Source organism: Mesorhizobium sp. WSM4841 (genome assembly GCF_055811515.1).
In genome coordinates, this window is the sequence record NZ_JBVVQC010000010.1 from 1 (window position 1) to 18,303 (window position 18,303).

General features: G+C 62.8%; 13 protein-coding genes. 10 read left to right on the forward strand and 3 right to left on the reverse strand.

All coding sequences use genetic code 11. The features are described 5' to 3' along the window. The 5 genes from AC0L14_RS14220 to AC0L14_RS14240 all read left to right on the forward strand — a co-directional run. Positions 1-1,902: translocation/assembly module TamB domain-containing protein (locus AC0L14_RS14220; RefSeq protein ID WP_473749908.1), on the forward strand; the 1,902-nt coding region annotated here is incomplete at its 5' end. A gap of 399 nt (positions 1,903-2,301) precedes the next feature. Then, complete coding sequence (locus AC0L14_RS14225) at positions 2,302-3,954, forward strand: ABC transporter substrate-binding protein (protein WP_473485179.1); 1,653 nt, start codon at positions 2,302-2,304, stop codon at positions 3,952-3,954. A gap of 228 nt (positions 3,955-4,182) precedes the next feature. After that, positions 4,183-5,217, forward strand: coding sequence for an ABC transporter permease (locus AC0L14_RS14230; RefSeq protein WP_473485180.1), 1,035 nt, complete (start codon positions 4,183-4,185; stop codon positions 5,215-5,217). Between the two features lie 12 nt (positions 5,218-5,229). After that, on the forward strand, positions 5,230-6,387 hold the full coding sequence (locus tag AC0L14_RS14235) for an ABC transporter permease (protein ID WP_473485181.1): 1,158 nt from the start codon (positions 5,230-5,232) through the stop codon (positions 6,385-6,387). Between the two features lie 48 nt (positions 6,388-6,435). Further along, positions 6,436-8,652 (forward strand): dipeptide ABC transporter ATP-binding protein, encoded by a 2,217-nt coding sequence (locus tag AC0L14_RS14240; RefSeq protein WP_473749909.1) that lies wholly within the window; start codon positions 6,436-6,438, stop codon positions 8,650-8,652. A gap of 13 nt (positions 8,653-8,665) precedes the next feature. Here the strand turns inward: AC0L14_RS14240 and AC0L14_RS14245 are convergent, their stop codons facing one another. Then, a complete protein-coding gene (locus AC0L14_RS14245; protein ID WP_473485183.1) occupies positions 8,666-9,256 on the reverse strand; it encodes a transglycosylase SLT domain-containing protein in 591 nt (196 codons plus the stop codon). 218 nt (positions 9,257-9,474) lie between these two features. Here AC0L14_RS14245 and AC0L14_RS14250 point away from each other — a divergent pair, with 218 nt between their 5' ends. From AC0L14_RS14250 to AC0L14_RS14260, 3 genes are all read left to right on the forward strand, one after another. After that, positions 9,475-11,013 (forward strand): trimethylamine methyltransferase family protein, encoded by a 1,539-nt coding sequence (locus AC0L14_RS14250; protein ID WP_473749910.1) that lies wholly within the window; start codon positions 9,475-9,477, stop codon positions 11,011-11,013. 87 nt (positions 11,014-11,100) lie between these two features. Then, on the forward strand, positions 11,101-13,542 hold the full coding sequence (locus AC0L14_RS14255) for a GcvT family protein (protein WP_473749911.1): 2,442 nt from the start codon (positions 11,101-11,103) through the stop codon (positions 13,540-13,542). A 191-nt stretch (positions 13,543-13,733) separates the two neighbouring features. Next, a complete protein-coding gene (locus tag AC0L14_RS14260) occupies positions 13,734-14,240 on the forward strand; it encodes a hypothetical protein (RefSeq protein ID WP_473749988.1) in 507 nt (168 codons plus the stop codon). A gap of 353 nt (positions 14,241-14,593) precedes the next feature. Here AC0L14_RS14260 and AC0L14_RS14265 read toward each other — a convergent pair whose 3' ends face one another. Next, complete coding sequence (locus AC0L14_RS14265; RefSeq protein WP_473749912.1) at positions 14,594-15,370, reverse strand: VOC family protein; 777 nt, start codon at positions 15,368-15,370, stop codon at positions 14,594-14,596. 178 nt (positions 15,371-15,548) lie between these two features. Between AC0L14_RS14265 and AC0L14_RS14270 the strand changes: the two genes are divergently transcribed. Continuing rightward, a complete protein-coding gene (locus tag AC0L14_RS14270; protein WP_473749913.1) occupies positions 15,549-16,265 on the forward strand; it encodes a gamma-glutamylcyclotransferase in 717 nt (238 codons plus the stop codon). Between the two features lie 166 nt (positions 16,266-16,431). Here the strand turns inward: AC0L14_RS14270 and AC0L14_RS14275 are convergent, their stop codons facing one another. Then, entirely contained in the window at positions 16,432-16,689 is a 258-nt protein-coding gene (locus tag AC0L14_RS14275; protein WP_473749914.1) for a hypothetical protein, read from the reverse strand. A 248-nt stretch (positions 16,690-16,937) separates the two neighbouring features. Between AC0L14_RS14275 and AC0L14_RS14280 the strand changes: the two genes are divergently transcribed. Then, a complete protein-coding gene (locus AC0L14_RS14280; protein ID WP_473749915.1) occupies positions 16,938-18,302 on the forward strand; it encodes an NAD(P)-dependent oxidoreductase in 1,365 nt (454 codons plus the stop codon). Position 18,303: the final 1 nt, after the last annotated feature.

The following is an 18,303-nucleotide window of genomic DNA, read 5'->3' on the forward strand; positions in this document are numbered from 1 at the left end:
ATTCGCGGCATCGATGTCGATCTCAAGCGTGACGGCGACTGGACAGGCTTTTCCGGCGGCGCCACCGTCAAGGACATTCCGGCCAGGGCCGCCGGCCGCGTCAGGATCGCCGACGGCACGACGACGGTCGAGCTCACCTCCGGCCAGGCGACCATGCGCGGCATCAAAGCAGCGATCGCGCAGGCCTCGACCATCACCATCGCCAACGGCACCACCAGCCTGGATCGGCTCGCGCTCAACCTCGGCGGCGGCACGGCGACGGTTTCGGGTAAGGTCGGGGAGGCGCTCAATCTCAACGCGACTCTGGCGCGGGTGCCGATGTCGCTCGCCAACAGTTTCTCGCCGGGCCTCGATGCCGCCGGCTCGATCTCGGGCACGGTGAAGGTGACGGGCGCGCCGACCAATCCGGCCGTCGCCTTCAAGATCGACGCCGCAGGCGTCCAGACGTCGCAGACCCGCGGTGCCGGTTTCGGCGGCATGGGCGTTTCGTCCTCCGGCACGTATTCGGGCAACAGACTGACCTTCGACGCCAACATGAGCGATGCCGCCGGTCTCGGCCTCAAGGGCGGCGGCACGATGACGACATCAGGCACGCCCACCCTTGATCTCGACTTTTCCGGCAAGGTGCCGTTCGCCTTCCTCACCCGGACACTCGCCGCGCAAGGCCTGTCGTTGAGCGGCACGGCCGACGTCGATTTGAAGGTGCGCGGCCCGGCGACGTCGCCGGTGATCACAGGCACGGTCCGCACGTCGGGTGCCCGCCTGATCGATGCACGCTCGGGACTTGCGATCAACGATATCACCGCCGATGTGGCGATCGGCGGTGGCGTGGCCAGGATCAACCGCTTGACCGGCAATTTGTCGACGCGCGGCAGCCTGTCGGCCAGCGGCACGGTCGGCATCAATCCGGCGCAAGGTTTTCCGGCCGATCTGTCGGTCAAGCTCGTCGACGGCCGCTACACCGACGGCAGGGTGGTCACTGCCAATCTCAGTGGCGACCTGACCATCAAGGGGCCGCTCGCGTCGGCGCCGGTGATCTCGGGTACGATCAACCTGGCCAAAACCGTCATCACCGTTCCCGAAAAGCTGCCGGGCTCGCTGGCGGCGCTCAACGTCAAGCACAGGAACGCACCGGCAGCCGTGCGCGCACAAGACAAAGCGTTGCGCCCGGCGACGGCGAGCGGCAGCAGCGGTGGCGGCGGCCTCAACCTCGATGTCACGGTCAACGCGCCGAGCCAGATATTTATCCAGGGCAGGGGTGTCGATGCCGAGCTTGGCGGTTCGCTGCGGCTGACCGGCCCGGCATCGTCGCCGCAAGCCGTCGGCACCTTCACCTTGCAGCGCGGGCGGCTGACGATCCTCGCCAAGCGGCTGACCTTCACCGAAGGCACGGTCGGCTTTTCAGGCTCGCTGGTGCCTTATCTCAACCTCACGGCGACATCGACGACGAGCAGCGCCACCGTCACCATCGTGGTATCGGGCGAGGCGACCAATCCGAAATTCAACTTCTCGTCGGTGCCGGCGCTGCCGGAAGACGAGGTCCTGGCGCAGTTGATTTTCGGCCGCTCGATGTCGAACCTGTCGCCGCTGCAGATCGCTCAGCTTGCCGAAGCCGCCGCGCAGCTGGCCGGTGTCGGCGGCTCGACCTCGCTGCTCCAGAACTTGCGCAGCGCGATCGGCGTCGACGATCTCGACGTCATCACCGACGAAGAGGGCGGCACCGCGGTGTCGGCGGGCAAATACCTCAACGACCGCACCTATGTGACGATCCAGAAGGGCGACAAGCCGGGTTCGGGCAAGGCGGCGATCGATCTCGACGTCGGGCGCGGCGTCAAATTGCGCGGCGAGGCCACCGACGCCGGCGAAGCCAAGGGCGGCGTTTTCTACGAGCGCGAGTACTGAAGCCGGCCGACGCGAAAGGGTCTGGCAATCCGACGGTCGTCGCCGTTCTGGCACCCTGTCCGGGATCGGCTGGCGCTGTGCAAAGTTTCGCGCATGACGCCGAAAATCGGAATCGATTTTCGGTTAGGAATTATGCGCAAATCAAAGTGCTACAGCGTCCTTTGCGCGCCCAGCAGGACGCGCGGCGCTGTCGTGAATGTCTCAGTTTAATCGATGCCGGAGATTCGAACGAAATCTGCCGGGCAATAGCAATTTTGCGCCAAGACTGTCGTTATCACGCGAACTGCTTCCCTTCCAAAGTTGCACATTCCTTGGCATGTTCCCAACCCGTGCCGTTTTTGACATCATGGCCCGGATGCGGAATGGTAAAAGGCAGAAAGCCAACAATGGGAGTTCGTGATGACAATCTACAAGAGTAATGGCGATCGCGTTCCGGATCACATCCATGCAATGGCCGAAGAAGCCAGGGCCGGACGTGTCGATCGCCGCGAGTTTCTCGCTTTGGCCAGCGTCTTCGGCGCGTCTACGGCGATGGCCTATGGTATGCTCGGCCTCGCCGACCCGACGCCAGCGAGAGCGCAGGACGTACAGGGCAAGAAGGGCGGCATACTGAAGGTCGCTATGTGGATCAAGGATGCGAAGGATCCGCGCAAGGCCGACTGGTCGGAAATCGCCAATGCCGAGCGCCAGGCACTCGAGCCGTTGGTCAAGTACACAACCGAATACACGTTCCGCCCCTACCTGCTCGAGAGCTGGGACGTCAACGACGATGCCACCGAGTACACCCTGCATGTGCGCAAGGGCGTCACCTGGAACAACGGCGATCCGTTCACCGCGGACGACGTCATCTTCAACTTCAAGCGTTGGGCCGACAAGAAGGCCGAAGGCAATTCCATGCCCGGTCGTCTCGGCTCGCTGGTCAAGGACGACAAGCTGGATGAGAGCGCGGTGACCAAGGTCGACGATTTGACGGTCAAGCTGAAGCTCAGCACGCCGGATATCGCGCTCATCCCCAATGTGTGCGACTATCCCGGTCTCATCGTCCACAAGACCTTCGACGAAAAGGGTGGTGATTTCAAAGCCTGCCCGATCGGCACCGGCCCGTTCGAACTCGTCTCCTACGATGTCGGCCAAAAAGTCGTCTACAAGCGCCGCGAAGACAACAAGTGGTGGGACGGCGAGGTCTTTCTCGACGGCATCGAGTTCATCGACTACGGCACCGATCCGGCGGCCACGGTCAGCGCCTTCGAATCCGGAGAGGTCCATACCAATTTCGAGACGTCGGCCGACTATGTGTCGATCCTCGACGGTGTCGACCTGGTCAAGTACGAGGTGGTCACCGCAGCGACCATCGTCTGCCGCACCAATGTGGCCAACAAGCCTTATGACGATCAGAAGGTCCGCAACGCGCTGCAGCTCGCGGTAGACAACGCTGTCGTGCTCCAGCTCGGCAACGGCAATGCCGGCACTGTCGCCGAAAACCACCATGTCAGCCCGGTCCATCCGGAATACTACGAGCTGCCAAAGATTGCCCGCGATCCGGCCAAGGCGAAGGCGCTGATGGAGGAAGCCGGTCAGGCCGATTTCGAGCACGAGCTGATCACGGTCGACGAAGACTGGCACAAGAATACCGGCGATGCGATCGCCGCGCAGATGCGCGACGCCGGCATCAAGGTGAAGCGCACGGTGCTGCCGGGTTCGACGTTCTGGAACGACTGGACGAAGTATCCGCTGTCGATGACCAACTGGAACATGCGGCCGCTCGGCGTCCAGGTTCTGGCGATCGGCTACCGCACCGGCGAAGCCTGGAACGAAACCGCCTGGTCGAATCCCGAATGGGATGCCAAGCTCAACGCCGCGCTTTCGGTCGCCGACGCCGCCAAGCGCAAGGAGATGATGAAGGACATTGAGCAGATCCTGCAGGATTCCGGCATCATCATCCAGCCCTACTGGCGCAAGCTCTACAGTCACTCGGTGGCTGGTGTTAAGAACTACGCCATGCACCCGACCTTCGAGCGCGACTACGGCAAGGTCTGGCTCGACGAGGCCTGATCGGATCGATCGTGGAAGGGGCGGTTCGCCCCTTCCACCCACGCCATGCATGATTCCACAACCGAAAGTAGGCGCAGCAAAGAAAAGCGCGGACTCTTCGGATAGGGGCGTGCAATAAGACAGGGTTGATCGCATTCTGAGGGTCCGTTTGACAGCCAGCTCTGCCGATAGCGGCTGAGTTGGCTCCAAGCCGGCCTCAACCCCAACCAGACCGGCAGGGGGACCGCCATGCTTTCTTTCATCCTTCGACGCCTCGGCACCATGGCATTGACGATGCTGTGCCTGACGATGGTCGTGTTCTTCCTGATCAATCTCGACCCCAACCTGAAAAAGCTGGCGATCAGCCAGACTGAAATGCACACCTCGGCCGAGCAGCTCGAAAGCTGGCTGGTCAATCATGGCTACCGCCAGAATTTCTTCTCCCGTTATGGCCAATGGCTGGGTATCGTGCCCAAACAGCCGGTCACAGACCCGGCAACGGGCAAACCCGCGCGACGTTTTTCCTTCTGCAACGATCCTGTCGAGCCGACGTTCTCCGGCGTGCTGCAGGGTGACTTCGGCTGCTCGACCAAGTTCAAGACGACGGTGGCATCGAAGCTTTTCCCGGCGCTCGGCGCCACCGGCATCCTGATGTTCTGGGTGCTTGTGGTGATGGTGCCGATCTCGCTTCTGATCGGGATCCTCGCCGGCATGCGCGAGGGCTCGCGCACCGATCGGACATTGTCCGTCGCCTCGATCGCCTCGACGGCGACGCCCGAATATGTGTCGGGCGTCATTTTTACCGTCATCTTCGCCTCATGGCTCGGCCTGCTGAACGGTTCGGCGGCTTCGGCCAGCCGGGGCATCACCTTCTACAACTTCACCTTGCCGGTGATGACGCTGGCGATCTACGGCATCGGCTACATCGCAAGAATGACCCGCGCCTCGATGGTCGAGGTGATGACGCAGCAATATATCCGCACCGCGCGGCTGAAGGGCCTCTCCTTCGGCAGCGTCGTGGTCAAGCACGCGCTGCGCAACGCGCTGATCGCGCCGTTCACGGTCATCATGCTGCAATTTCCCTGGCTGCTCACCGGCGTCGTCATCGTCGAGGTGATGTTCCGCTATCAGGGCTTCGGCTACACGCTGGTCGAGGCGGCCGGCAACAACGACATCGATCTTCTGCTCGGCTGCTCGCTGGTCTCGGTGCTCATCGTCCTGATCACACAGCTCATTTCCGATGTCGGCTACGCGTTTCTCAATCCGCGTATCAGAGTTCAATAGGGGATCGGGCGGATGCTGCTTGAATATATCGGCGCCTTCAATGTGGTGCTTGGCGTGCTTGCGCGTTTCTGGCCGGTCTGGATCGCCCTCGTCCTGGTGATGGGGGCGAGCTTCGCCTACAAGAAGCGGCTTGGCCTCTACGGTCAGCTCTTCGACAGCAGCGTCGGCATCGTCGGCGTCGGCATCTGCCTGTTCTGGCTGTTCACGGCGATCTTCGCGTCGACCATCTCGCCCTTCAATCCGCTTGCCCAGGTGGCGATCATGAAGGATGCGCTGCCGGGCGCGATCGAGCCGCAATCGGGACTTGTCTACCTCTTCGGCGGCGACAAGCTCGCCCGCGACGTGTTCAGCCGCATGGTCTATGGCAGCCAGATCGTGCTGATCATCGCGCCGGCGGCGACCGGTTTCGCGCTGATGGTCGGCATCACGCTTGGCCTGCCGGCCGGCTACTATGGCGGCAAGATCGATACGGTGCTGTCCTTCCTCGCCAACCTGGTGCTCGCCTTCCCGGTGATCCTCCTGTTCTACCTGCTGGTGACGCCGGGCATCATGGACACGCCGATTCCCTATGCGATGGCCGGCCTGTTCTTCCTGTTCCCGATCATCTTCTTCAGCGTGCTGTTCTGGACGCGCTACAAGAAACGGTCCGACCGCCTCTACATCCTCTTGGGACTGACGCTGATCATTGGCGGCTGGGTCTATGCCGGCCTGGTCTTCGACGCCGACCCGTTCAGGATCATCCACATCGATCCCAACCAGCTCAACATCTTCGTGGCGGTGGTGTTCGCCTCCAGCCCGGGCGTGTTCCGTATCGTGCGCGGCCTCACCATGGACATCAAGACGCGCGACTATGTTGCGGCGGCGCAGACGCGCGGTGAATCGCCCTGGTACATCATGCTTTGGGAGATCCTGCCCAATGCGCGCGGGCCGCTGATCGTCGACGCCTGCCTGCGCATCGGCTACACCACGATCCTGCTCGGCACGCTCGGCTATTTCGGCTTGGGGCTGGCGCCCGAGAGCCCGGACTGGGGCACCGCGATCAAGGATGCCAGCCGGCTGCTGCGCTCCTTCATCCATCCGGCGCTGCCGCCGACAATCGCGCTGATGTCGTTCGTGCTGGGGCTGAACCTTTTGGCCGACTCGCTGCGTGAACAATCGATGAAAGATTGATGGACGGGTCTTCGACCCTATTTAGAAGAACAAGGATTGGAGCGACCCATGAATGAGGCAGTTCGAAATCCCGCCAAGCCGACCAATGGGCCGATCATCGAGATCGAGAACCTGTCGATCTCCTTCTTCACCCGCAAGGGTGAGATACCGGCCGTTATGGACTTCTCCTGCACGGTCATGCCTGGCGAAGCGATGGGCATCGTCGGTGAATCCGGCTGCGGCAAGTCGACCGTGTCGCTCGGCATCATGCGCGATCTCTCCAACATCGGAAAGATCGTCGGCGGCCGGATAAAGTTCCAGGGCAAGGACATGGGCGAGCTGTCCGACGAGGAACTGCGCGCCATCCGCGGCAACAAGATCGCGATGATCTACCAGGAGCCGATGGCCAGCCTGAACCCGGCGATGAAGGTCGGCCAGCAACTGATGGAAGTGCCGCTGATCCACGACAAGGTGTCGAAGGAAGAGGCTTATCGACGCGCGCTGGAAATGGTGCGCTCGGTCAGGCTGCCCGATCCCGAGCGCATGATGCGCTCGTTTCCGCACCAGCTTTCCGGTGGCCAGCAACAGCGTATCGTCATCGCCATGGCGCTGCTGTCGAAGCCGGCGCTGCTCCTGCTCGACGAGCCAACGACGGCGCTCGACGTGACGGTGGAAGCCGGCATCGTCGACCTGGTCAAAGGGCTCGGCGAGAAGTTCGGCACCTCGATGATCTTCGTGTCGCACAATCTCGGCCTGATCCTGGAAACCTGCGACCGCATCACGGTGATGTATTCGGGCGAAGCGGTGGAGACCGGCAAGATCAAGGACGTCTTCGACCGGATGCGCCATCCCTACACGCAAGGCTTGTTCCGCTCGATCCCGCTGCCCGGCGCCGACAAGAATTCGCGGCCTCTGATCTCCATCCCGGGGCAATTGCCGCTGCCGCACGAGCGGCCGAAGGGCTGCAATTTCGGCCCCCGCTGCCACCATTTCGTCGAGGGTGTCTGCAACGCCGCCGAAATCCCGATGATCGCGGTCGACGGCCACGAAGGCCATTTTTCGCGCTGCGTGCGCTTCAACGAGATCGACTGGGAGGCGCTGCCGCCCGGCGCCAAGAAGGTCAACGAGCGCGTCGAGCCCGGCGCGCCGGTGCTCAAGATCGAGGATCTCAAAAAGTACTACAAGGTCGGCGGCAGCGAAGTGTTCGGCTCGAGCGAGGGCCGCGTCGTCAAGGCCAACGAGACGATCTCCTTCATGGCACGCGAATCCGAGACCGTCGCCATCGTCGGCGAGTCCGGTTGCGGAAAGTCGACGCTGGCCAAGGTGCTGCTCGGACTGGAGACAGCAAGCTCCGGCAGCGTGACGCTCGGCAACCAACAGATCCAGTCGACCGGCGTCGAGAAGCGCAGCGTCGAGACGGTGTCGTCGATCCAGATGGTGTTCCAGAATCCGTTCGACACGCTCAACCCCAGCCACACGGTCGGCTCGCAGATCATCCGCACGCTGGAAAAGTTCAATGTCGGCAACACCGTCGCCGACCGCCGCAAGCGCATGCTGGAGCTGCTCGACCTGGTGAAGTTGCCGCGGGCGTTCGAGACCCGCAAGCCGCGCCAGCTTTCAGGCGGCCAGAAGCAGCGCATCGGCGTGGCGCGGGCCTTTGCCGGCGACGCCAAGGTGGTGGTGGCCGACGAGCCGGTCTCAGCGCTCGACGTGTCGGTGCAGGCGGCGGTGACTGAGCTTTTGATGGACATCCAGCGCAAGAACAAGACGACGATGCTGTTCATCAGCCACGACCTGTCAGTGGTGCGCTACATCGCCGACCGCGTCGTCGTCATGTATCTCGGCTATATCGTCGAGCAGGGCACGACCGACCAGATCTTTTCGCCGCCCTATCATCCCTATACCGAAGCGCTGCTGTCGGCGATTCCGATCGCCGACACCAGCGTGATCAAGAAGCACATCGTGCTGGAAGGCGACATTCCGTCGGCGATGAACCCGCCAACCGGCTGTCCGTTCCAGACGCGCTGCGGCTACAAGAAGCTGGTGCCGGACAATCTTTGTGAGACGCAGGTGCCGCCAGTGAAGAATCTCGGCGACGGTCATATGAGCCTGTGCTGGCTTGCCGACGACGTGCTGGCGAAAATGGAGCCGGTGATCAAGTTCGACAAGGAGCATGCCGCCAATGAAGGCGTGCCGGACGACGCGCCGCACGGCGTCGGTCCGGGCTTTGCCGGCGTTCCGCCCAAGCGTCCACGCGGCAAAAGGCCGAAGCTGACGGATGGCTAGGTCCGAGACGCCGTCAAGGCGCGCATTGGCGTAGCTGCGCGGCGTAGTCCCGAGCCATCTGCTCGGTGGCCCGCGCATAGCGCTGCACCCCGGCATCGCCGCGGTTCCCGCGGCCATAGGCCGTCCAGCCGAGATAATAGGCCAGATAGAGATTGTAGGTGTCGTTTCGGGCGACGCCGAGCGTTTCGGCGGTCTTGGAATGATACCAGCCGACGAAATCGACGGCATCGGCGAACCTGGTGCGGCGCGCCGCCCAACTTCCCGTCTCGCTTTGATACTGCGCCCAGGTGCCGTCAAGCGCCTGCGAGAAGCCGGAGGCGCTGGAGACACGTTTCCAGGGAATGAAGCCGAGAAGCTTGGTGCGCGGCGGCCTGGCGTTGCTCTTGAAGCCGGATTCCTTGCGCACAGTCGCCATCAGCACGGGAACCGGCACGCCGTGCTTCTGTTCGGCGCGTTCGGCCGCCGCCTGCCAGTTGTCGAACCAACCGTCATTCTGGTCGAACACGGCGCAGACATCGTTGATATGGTTCGGCGGCGTCGCGCAGGCCGACAGCGCCAGCAGCACGGTAACAGCTACAATTTTACTAAAACTCGACCTACCCATTGGAGGAGGATTAGGCCGAAAACATAAAAGGAATCTTGCTGCGTTCCTTAACGACCCATCGGCCGCTTTGGTCGGTTCAGAACGAGGATAGATATTCCGACGTTTTCCGTCGCTTTTGTCGGCATGAAGCTACCAAAATGCCGCCTTGGCTAAAATCACGCCCGTTGGTGGCGGATTTCCGACAGCCCGGTCGTCGTGCCGGCGCTTTGATGCGCCGCATGACCGAACCGAGACGCAAGCGCGGCGCTGAGCGAACCAGCAACAGGGGGCCGGCCGCCATCCCGCAACTGCCGCTGCGGCGCGTGACGAATCCCTATCCGCCAATGGCGATGCTCTCGGCCGACCAGATCGAGGCGATCCATCAGGCGTCGATGCACATCCTGGAGAATTTCGGCATCGAGGTGATGAGCCCGCGGGCGCTTTCGCTGTTCGAGAAGGCTGGGGCCAAGGTCGATCATACGTCGATGACTGTCCGCATCGACCGCGGCATGGTCGACGAGGCAGTGGGGGCGACGCGGTCGAGCTATACGCTGACGCCGCGCAACCCGGTCCGTGCCGTTCATCTCGGCGGCAACACCATCAATTTTACGCTCGTCGCCGGACCTCCCAACGTGCACGACATGGAACGCGGCCGCCGCGCCGGCAATTTGCGCGACTATTGTGATCTCACCCGGCTGGCGCAGCATTTCAACTGCATCCACATGCTCGGCAACCAGGTCTGCGCCCCGGTGGAACTGCCGGCCAATTCCCGCCACCTCGACACCTATTTCGCCAATCTGACGCTGACCGACAAAAGTTTTCACGTCTCGGCGATCGGCCGCGGCAGGGCGCTGGACGGCATCGAAATGATGGCGATTTCGCGAGGGTTGACGCTTGATGAGATGCGCGACGATCCAGGCGTCACCACCATCATCTCGGTTAACTCGCCGCGCCGCTTCGACGAGATGATGGCCGAAGGGCTGATGACCATGGCCGAGTTCGGCCAATCGGTCGCGGTAACGCCGTTCACGCTGATGGGGGCGATGAGCCCGGTGACGCTTGCCGGCGCGCTCGCGCAACAGAACGCCGAGGCGCTGTTCGGTGTGGTCTTGACGCAGCTTGTCCGCCCTGGCGCCCCGGTCATGTATGGCGCCTTCACCTCCAATGTTGACATGAAGTCCGGTGCACCGGCCTTCGGCACGCCGGAGAACACCAAGGCCAACATCGCCTCCGGGCAGCTGGCGCGGCACTATCGACTGCCATACCGGACGACGCCGGGCTCGGCCTCCAACGCCGCTGACGCGCAAGGCGCCTATGAGACGCTGATGGCGCTGTGGGGCGCGGTGCTCGGCCACGGCAATCTCGTCTACCACGCTGCCGGCTGGCAGGAAGGCGGGCTGACCGCGTCATTCGAGAAGTTCATTATCGACGTCGAGATGATCCAGCACATGATGGAGTTTTTGCGCCCGATCGAAGTCAACGAGGCGGAACTCGCCGTCGAGGCGCTGGGTGCGGTGCCGACCGGCGGCCACTTCTTCGGCGAGCCGCACACGCTGGAACGCTATGCCACCGCCTTCTACCAGCCGATACTCTCCAACTGGCAGAACTACGAGGCCTGGCAGGAGGCCGGCGGGCTCGACGCCACCGCGCGGGCGACGCGGCTGTGGAAAAAAGCGCTGGAAGACCATGTCGAGCCGACGATGGATGTTTCCGTGCGTGAGGCGCTGGAGGCGTATGTGGCCAGGCGCAAGGAAGCGATCGGGCAGGGCGAGCCGTGATGGTCGAAGGCTTGCGCTCGTGTGGCTTGGCTCCTCCCGCCCCGATTCATCGTTCCCCTCCAACTCCCTGAAATAACGAGAAAACCCATGAAATCGCATGCAAAGGTCGTGGTCATTGGCGGAGGCGTCGTCGGCTGTTCCGTGCTGTTCCATCTGGCCCGCCACGGCTGGACCGACATCGTGCTTCTGGAGCGCGACGAGCTGACTTCCGGTTCGACCTGGCACGCGGCCGGCGGCATGCATACGATCAATGGCGATCCCAACGTCGCCAAGCTGCAGAAATACACGATCTCGCTGTACAAGGAGATCGAGCAGCTGTCCGGCCAGGCGACCGGCGTCCACCTGACCGGCGGCGTGCTTCTGGCGGCGACCGAGGCGCGGCTCGACTGGTTGCGCGGCGTCGTCGCCAAGGGACGCTATCTCGGCATCGACCTCGAGGAGATTTCGCCTGATGAGGCGGCCGAGCTGATGCCGCTGCTCGACCCGAAGCAGTTCGTCGGCGCCGTCCGCAACAAGGAGGATGGCCATCTCGATCCATCGGGGGTCACCCACGCCTATGCAAAGGCCGCGAGGAAGCTCGGCGCCGAGGTTGAACGCTTCACCAAGGTCGAGGACATCGTGCGCCGCGCCGACGGGCTGTGGCGCGTCATCACCAACAAGGGCGAGGTGATCGCCGAGCATGTCGTCAACGCCGGCGGCCTGTGGGCGCGCGAGGTCGGCCGCATGGTCGGGCTGGAATTGCCGGTGCTGGCCATGGAGCACATGTACCTGATCACCGAGGACATGCCGGAGGTTGCCGCCTGGAACCAGAAGACTGGCACGGAGATCATCCATGCGGTCGATTTCGACGGCGAACTCTATCTGCGCCAGGAGCGCGGCGGCATGCTGATGGGTACCTATGAGAAGGCCAACAAGCCATGGTCCGAATTTTCCACGCCCTGGAATTTCGGCCACGAACTGCTGGAGCCTGACATCGACCGCATCGCGCCATCGCTGGAAGTCGGCTTCCGCCATTTTCCGGCCTTCCAGAACACCGGCATCAAGCAGATCATCAACGGCCCCTTCACATTCGCGCCCGACGGCAACCCGCTGGTCGGGCCGGTGCGCGGCCTGCCGGGCTTCTGGGTCGCCTGCGGCGTCATGGCCGGGTTTTCGCAGGGCGGCGGCGTCGGCCTGGCGCTGTCGAACTGGATGATCGAGGGCGATCCCGGCGCCGACATCTGGGCGATGGATGTCTCGCGCTACGGCGACTGGGCGACGAGGGCCTACACCAACGCCAAGGTGCGCGAGAATTATTCGCGGCGTTTTTCCATCCGCTTCCCCAATGAGGAGCTGCCTGCCGGGCGGCCGCTCAAGACCACGCCGGTCTACGACCTTTTGTCGGCCAAGGGCGCGCAATGGGGCGTGGCCTTTGGGCTGGAAGTGCCGCTGTGGTATGCGCCCGAGGGCGTCAGGGACGAGTTCTCGTGGCGGCGCTCAAGCGATTTCGAGCATGTTGCAAAAGAAGTGAGGACAGTGCGGACAAGTGTCGGCCTGTCGGAAATCTCGTCCTTCGCCAAATACAGGGTGACAGGCGAGGGCGCGGCGGCCTGGCTCGACCGCCTGCTTGCCTGCAAGCTGCCAAAGCCCGGCCGCCTGACGCTGGCGCCGATGCTGAAAGAAGATGGCAGGCTGATCGGCGATTTCTCGCTGGCCAATCTCGGCAGCCCCAATTCCAACGGGGAGGACTGGTTCCTCGCCGGCTCCGGCATTGCCGAGCAGTATCACATGCGCTGGTTCGAGGCGCATCTGCCGCAAGATGGCTCGGTCCATATCGAGGCGCTGGGGGCGAAACTGACTGGCCTGTCGATTGCCGGTCCGAGGGCGCGGGACGTGCTGGCAAAAGTCACGCGGGCGGATGTGTCGAATGCGGCGTTTCCGTTCATGGCCATCCGCAAGGTGGATATCGGCATGGCGCCGTGCCTGGTCGGCCGAGTCAGCTACACCGGCGATCTCGGCTACGAGATCTGGGTGGCGCCGGAATATCAGCGTGCCGCGTACCAGACCCTGATGGCGGCTGGCGAAGAATTCGGCATCGGTCTGTTCGGCTCGCGCGCGCTCAATGCGCTGCGGCTGGAGAAGAACTACGGCTCGTGGGCGCGCGAATACCGGCCGATCTATGGTCCGCTGGAGGCCGGGCTCGACCGTTTCGTCGCCTACGGGAAAGAAACCGATTTCATCGGCAAGCAGGCTGCACTGGCTGAGCGCAAGCAAGGCGGCAAGCTGCGGCTGCGCGCCTTTGCCGTCGATGCGGCAGACGCCGACGTCATCGGCGACGAACCGATCTGGTTCGACGGCGCCGTGCGCGGCTGGGTCACGTCAGGCGGCTACGCGCATCATTCGAAGACGTCCGTGGCTATGGGCTACGTGCCGAAGGAAATCGCCGACGAGGCCGACGGTTTCGAGATCGAGCTCTTGGGTAAGCGCTATCCCGCGCGCGTGCAGCCGACGCCGCTGTTCGACGCGAATCTCGAGCGGATGCGGGGATGAAGGCGCCGTTTGTGGCGGCTCAAGCGCTGCGGCGGTTGTCCAGCGCCAAGGCGCCGGGACCGGCGAACAGCCATTCACTTCGCATGGCCTGCCATCAACAACCGGTGATTGGAATGTTCCTCGTCCTTTTATTCTCGCTAGGGTTGCATAAAAATCGCTATAGTTGTATTGATTGCCAGACACTCCAAACCATGTGGGTTCCGTTTGCCATGAGAAAAGTCCTCGTCAGCCTATTCGCCATCCTTGCAGGCACCTGCGTCGCCACGGCCGACGACGCCGGCTGTGCTGCTTTCAAATGGCCGGTGACGCGCGAGGAGGCCCTGTTTGCGGCAGCGCCTGCCGCGCAGCCCGGGGCTGACCTTTCGGTCGGCGAGGCTGCAGATGTGGCGTTGGCGCCGGTCGACACGATCAGCTTCACCGTTCCGCCGGAACGCGCGCCGGCAGCCGGTACATTCGGCACGACGGCAAGCGTGGCCGTGCCCCCTGAGGGAGAGCTCCAGATCAGCCTGTCTGATGAGGCCTGGATCGATGTCGTTCAGGACGGCAAAGCCGTGAAGTTGGCGGCTTTCAGCGGTATGAAGACCTGTCCGGGGATCCGCAAGAGCATGCGCTTCAAGCTGGCCGCCGGCCCGGCGACCATTCAGCTCAGCGGCGCCAAGAAAGAGACCCTTAAGATTGCGGTGCTGGCGCCGGAATGACTTTGCGCGCCCTGAGGCAATTCATTTGCTCGCATCGCACCAACGGTGCGGTGCGGCTGTTCAATTTTGATAGGTATCGGGGCCGGTTCAGCGTCCCGGCGCGATCAGCGCGAAATGCGGGCGAACCGCCGCCATGGGCACGATAGATTTCGCCTAAAGAACGTCACCCGGATCGAATGGTACTCCGGCTCCCCGAAGCTCTTTCGCTAACTCGCGCTCCCAATTCTTGCCGTCGCCGAACGACACATAGCCGATGCCGCGACCGTCCAACTCAGCGGGCCAAAAGGCCGGTCTCAAAGTTGCGGTGCTGACGCTGGAATGATCCAGCGGCAGCACTCAGTTGGTCAGGACGCCTACCGTACCGGCGCCATCAGCGCGAAATGAGCGCCTTGCGGATCCGTGCACTGCACGATCCAGCCGCCGCCGGGGACCTCCATCGGGCCCATCAGGATCTTGCCGCCATTGTCGGTCACCCGCTTGGCCGCCGCGTCGATGGCCGGAACGTTGAAATAGAACTGCCAGACCGGCACGGGAATCTGCTCGGGCTTGTTCATCATGCCGCCAATAGGTTCGCCGCCGGCGGCGAAGAGCTGGTAGATGCCCATCGGCCCCATATCCATGGCGTCGCCCCTGGTCCAGCCGAACTGGCCGGAATAGAAATCGAACGCAGCCCGCCAGTCGGTCGTGTAGAGTTCATGCCAGCCGACATGGCCGGGAGTGGTGGCCGGCACCGGCGGCTGGTCGGGGCCGTTTGGCTGCAGGAAGTTGAAGGCCGTGCCTTGCGGATCGGCGACGACGGCAAAGCGGCCGACGCCCGGAATGTCATCGGGTTCGCGATGAACCGTACCGCCGGCCTGCTTCAACGATTTCGTCGAGGCATCGACATCCCTGGTGTGGATGTAGCCGACCCAGGCCGGCGGCATGCCCATCTTGCGCACTTCGTCCGGCTGGGCCATCAGCCCGGCGACGCCGCGCTCGCCGACATTCATGACAATATAGCGCGGCATGCCGGGCGCGCCATCGAAGGCCTGCGCCTTCCAGCCGACCACATCGGTATAGAACGCCTCGGCGGCGTCGAGATCGGTGGTCATCAGTTCGTACCAGAAGAAGGGCATCGGGGACTTTGGCATTGTCGTGCTCCTTGGGTTTCCAGTGATCGATCATGCGTGATCCATTCTAGGATGATCTTCGCGACGGAATTCCGACATCTGGGCCAGAAATCGATGGCGGCAAGGCACCCTTCGTTCGCAATCTTGCGCATGCTGCGGTTTTCGACTTTGCTTATCGTCCAACGGGGGGTGTTGATCCATGCGTCGGATGTCGCTCACTTCAGAGCTTGTCGCGCTATGCCATCGGGAGGAGGCCGATCCCGGTCCCGATGGCAGCTGGACGCAACTGAACGATGAGGACTTCCAAACCCTCGCGTCGCGGCTATCTGATGAAGCAGACGCGGGCCCCTTGTGGGTGTTCGCCTATGGCTCGCTGATCTGGAAGCCGGCTTTCGAGTCCGTCGAACGACAGCGCGCAACCGCTTTCGGCTGGCACCGGTCCTTCTGCCTCGACATCGCCCGCTGGCGCGGCAGCGCTGCGCAGCCGGGACTAATGATGGCGCTCGAACGAGGTGGGCGATGCGATGGTGTGATCTACCGCTTGCCGGAGGGAGAAAAGCCGCTACAGATCGAAAGACTGTTGCGGCGCGAGATCGACGATCACGAGAGCGTCGGCTCGGTCAGATGGCTTCCGGTGCGTACGGCTCAAGGTTCACTGCGGGCGCTGGGCTTCTGGGTCGGTGTGACCGGCCGGGGGACGTCGCTCAACCAGCCGCTGGAGAGGGTAGCGCAAGTGCTGGCGCGCGCGTGCGGGCATGTCGGGTCCGGCGCCGAATATCTCTACAACACTGTCCATCATCTGGAAGAATTCGGCATTCGCGACCGCAATCTGTGGCGGCTGCAGGAGCTGGTCGCGAAGGAGATCAGGTCGATCCATGGCCGTGCCCTTGATGTCGGCCTCCTATCCGGGCCCTGAGCCCGGACGTTCACGTCGAAAACGCCGGAACAGATCCTACGTGACATCAACAGTCAGATCACCGCTACTCCGGGCGCTGAAACCGCGGACAGGATCCTGATGCCGTATTCGTGCTGCTGGACAGCTCGGCGCGCCGCATCTGCTGTGAAGCGACGTCTCCCAACTGTTATGCCTTGAAGGCAGTACCCTGTTTCGCGTTCATAATATAGCGGACGGTACCGCTTCCTCCTCGATACTCAATGCATGTGACTTCAAATTGGCCGTCAAGCTGAAGCGGCCTGATGTCGGTCACCTCGGCGCATAAGAGGCCATTGGCGTTTATGATGAACGCCGTCATTTCCTTCAATTCGCCTTCTGTCATCGCAAGCACTTGACTCGTGAATGCCATCGAGGCTGCGACAATGGTTCCAAATATTCTTTTCATTCCCTTGAATCCCAGCCCCTTGTAAGCGACATCTGGACGCTATCGCCAATCGAGGGAGTTAGCTACGACAAAAGGACCCTATCGGTACGGCAAGCCTATCTCGGTCGCTTTGGATTGAGATTTAAAACATGAGTGTATATATCATGTTTTTGTCAAGCCTTTTCAGCGGCTTGCGTCGAAAATTGACCAATTGATAAAAAAATAAAACGTGTTAGCCTTCGGCAAAACCACAAGAATGGGGAAGCGGAATGGCAACTGGTCATTTCAAGCAGGGCATCGCCGGCGGCCGGCTTTCGCCTGAACAATATGCGGATAATTTTTCCGACCTGCACCCGCCACTCGATCATCACGAGGCGCTGGTCGAGTCCGATCGCTGCTATTTCTGCTATGACGCGCCGTGCATGAACGCATGCCCGACCTCAATCGACATCCCGCTGTTCATCCGCCAGATCTCGACCGGCAATCCGATCGGCTCGGCCAAGACGATTTTCGACCAGAACATTTTGGGCGGCATGTGCGCCCGCGTCTGCCCGACCGAGACACTGTGCGAAGAGGTCTGCGTGCGCGAAGTAGCGGAAGGCAAGCCGGTGCAGATCGGGCGCCTGCAACGCTACGCCACCGATGTCGCCATGGCTGAGAATAAGCAGTTTTACCGGCGCGCCGCCCCGACCGGCAAGACGGTCGCCGTGGTCGGCGCCGGACCGGCCGGGCTTGCCGCCGCTCATCGGCTCGCCCGCCACGGACATGACGTGACCATCCTGGAAGCCCGCCCGAAAGCCGGCGGCCTCAATGAATACGGCATCGCCGCCTACAAGAGCATCGACAATTTCGCCCAGGCCGAGGTCGACTATATCACGTCGATCGGCGGCATCGACATCCAGAATGGCAAGGCGCTCGGCCGCGACTACCAGCTGTCGGACCTGACCAGGAATTACGACGCGGTGTTTCTCGGCATGGGGCTTGGCGGCGTCAACGCGCTGCGCGCCGACGGCGAGGAGGCGCAAGGCGTCACCAATGCGGTGGAGTTCATTGCCGAGCTTCGCCAGGCCAGCGATCTTGCCAGCCTGCCGGTCGGCCGGCGTGTCGTCGTCATCGGCGGCGGCATGACGGCGATCGACGCAGCGGTGCAGTCAAAGCTGCTCGGCGCCGAAGAGGTGACGATCTGCTACCGGCGCGGGCAGGAGCACATGAACGCTTCCGAATTCGAGCAGGATCTGGCCGCCGCCAACGGCGTCACCATCCGTCATTGGCTGCAGCCGAAGCGGGTCATTGCCGAAGGCGGCAAGGTCTCGGGCATCGAACTCGAATATACGGCGATGAAGGGCGAGAAGCTCGTCGGCACCGGCGAGCGGCTGACGCTTACCGCCGACCAGGTGTTCAAGGCGATCGGCCAGAGCTTTGTTCCGGCTGCGCTCAACGGCAGCGGGGCCTTGCTTGCTTTGGAAGCCGGCCGCATCAAGGTCGATGCCGAAGGCCGCACCTCGCTGGCCAATGTCTGGGCCGGCGGCGACTGCATTTTTGGCGGCGACGACCTCACCGTCTCCGCCGTCGCACAGGGCCGCGACGCGGCTGAATCGATCCACCGGGCACTGACCTCGAACGGGAGGGCATGAG

Excerpts from the sequence above, each read along its gene's own strand:
- AC0L14_RS14225 (WP_473485179.1), top strand. The coding sequence starts at position 2,302 with ATGACAATCTACAAGAGTAATGGCGATCGCGTTCCGGATCACATCCAT.
- AC0L14_RS14230 (WP_473485180.1), top strand. The coding sequence starts at position 4,183 with ATGCTTTCTTTCATCCTTCGACGCCTCGGCACCATGGCATTGACGATG.
- AC0L14_RS14235 (WP_473485181.1), top strand. The coding sequence starts at position 5,230 with ATGCTGCTTGAATATATCGGCGCCTTCAATGTGGTGCTTGGCGTGCTT.
- AC0L14_RS14240 (WP_473749909.1), top strand. The coding sequence starts at position 6,436 with ATGAATGAGGCAGTTCGAAATCCCGCCAAGCCGACCAATGGGCCGATC.
- AC0L14_RS14245 (WP_473485183.1), bottom strand. The coding sequence starts at position 9,256 with ATGGGTAGGTCGAGTTTTAGTAAAATTGTAGCTGTTACCGTGCTGCTG.
- AC0L14_RS14250 (WP_473749910.1), top strand. The coding sequence starts at position 9,475 with ATGACCGAACCGAGACGCAAGCGCGGCGCTGAGCGAACCAGCAACAGG.
- AC0L14_RS14255 (WP_473749911.1), top strand. The coding sequence starts at position 11,101 with ATGAAATCGCATGCAAAGGTCGTGGTCATTGGCGGAGGCGTCGTCGGC.
- AC0L14_RS14260 (WP_473749988.1), top strand. The coding sequence starts at position 13,734 with ATGTGGGTTCCGTTTGCCATGAGAAAAGTCCTCGTCAGCCTATTCGCC.
- AC0L14_RS14265 (WP_473749912.1), bottom strand. The coding sequence starts at position 15,370 with ATGCCAAAGTCCCCGATGCCCTTCTTCTGGTACGAACTGATGACCACC.
- AC0L14_RS14270 (WP_473749913.1), top strand. The coding sequence starts at position 15,549 with ATGCGTCGGATGTCGCTCACTTCAGAGCTTGTCGCGCTATGCCATCGG.
- AC0L14_RS14275 (WP_473749914.1), bottom strand. The coding sequence starts at position 16,689 with ATGAAAAGAATATTTGGAACCATTGTCGCAGCCTCGATGGCATTCACG.
- AC0L14_RS14280 (WP_473749915.1), top strand. The coding sequence starts at position 16,938 with ATGGCAACTGGTCATTTCAAGCAGGGCATCGCCGGCGGCCGGCTTTCG.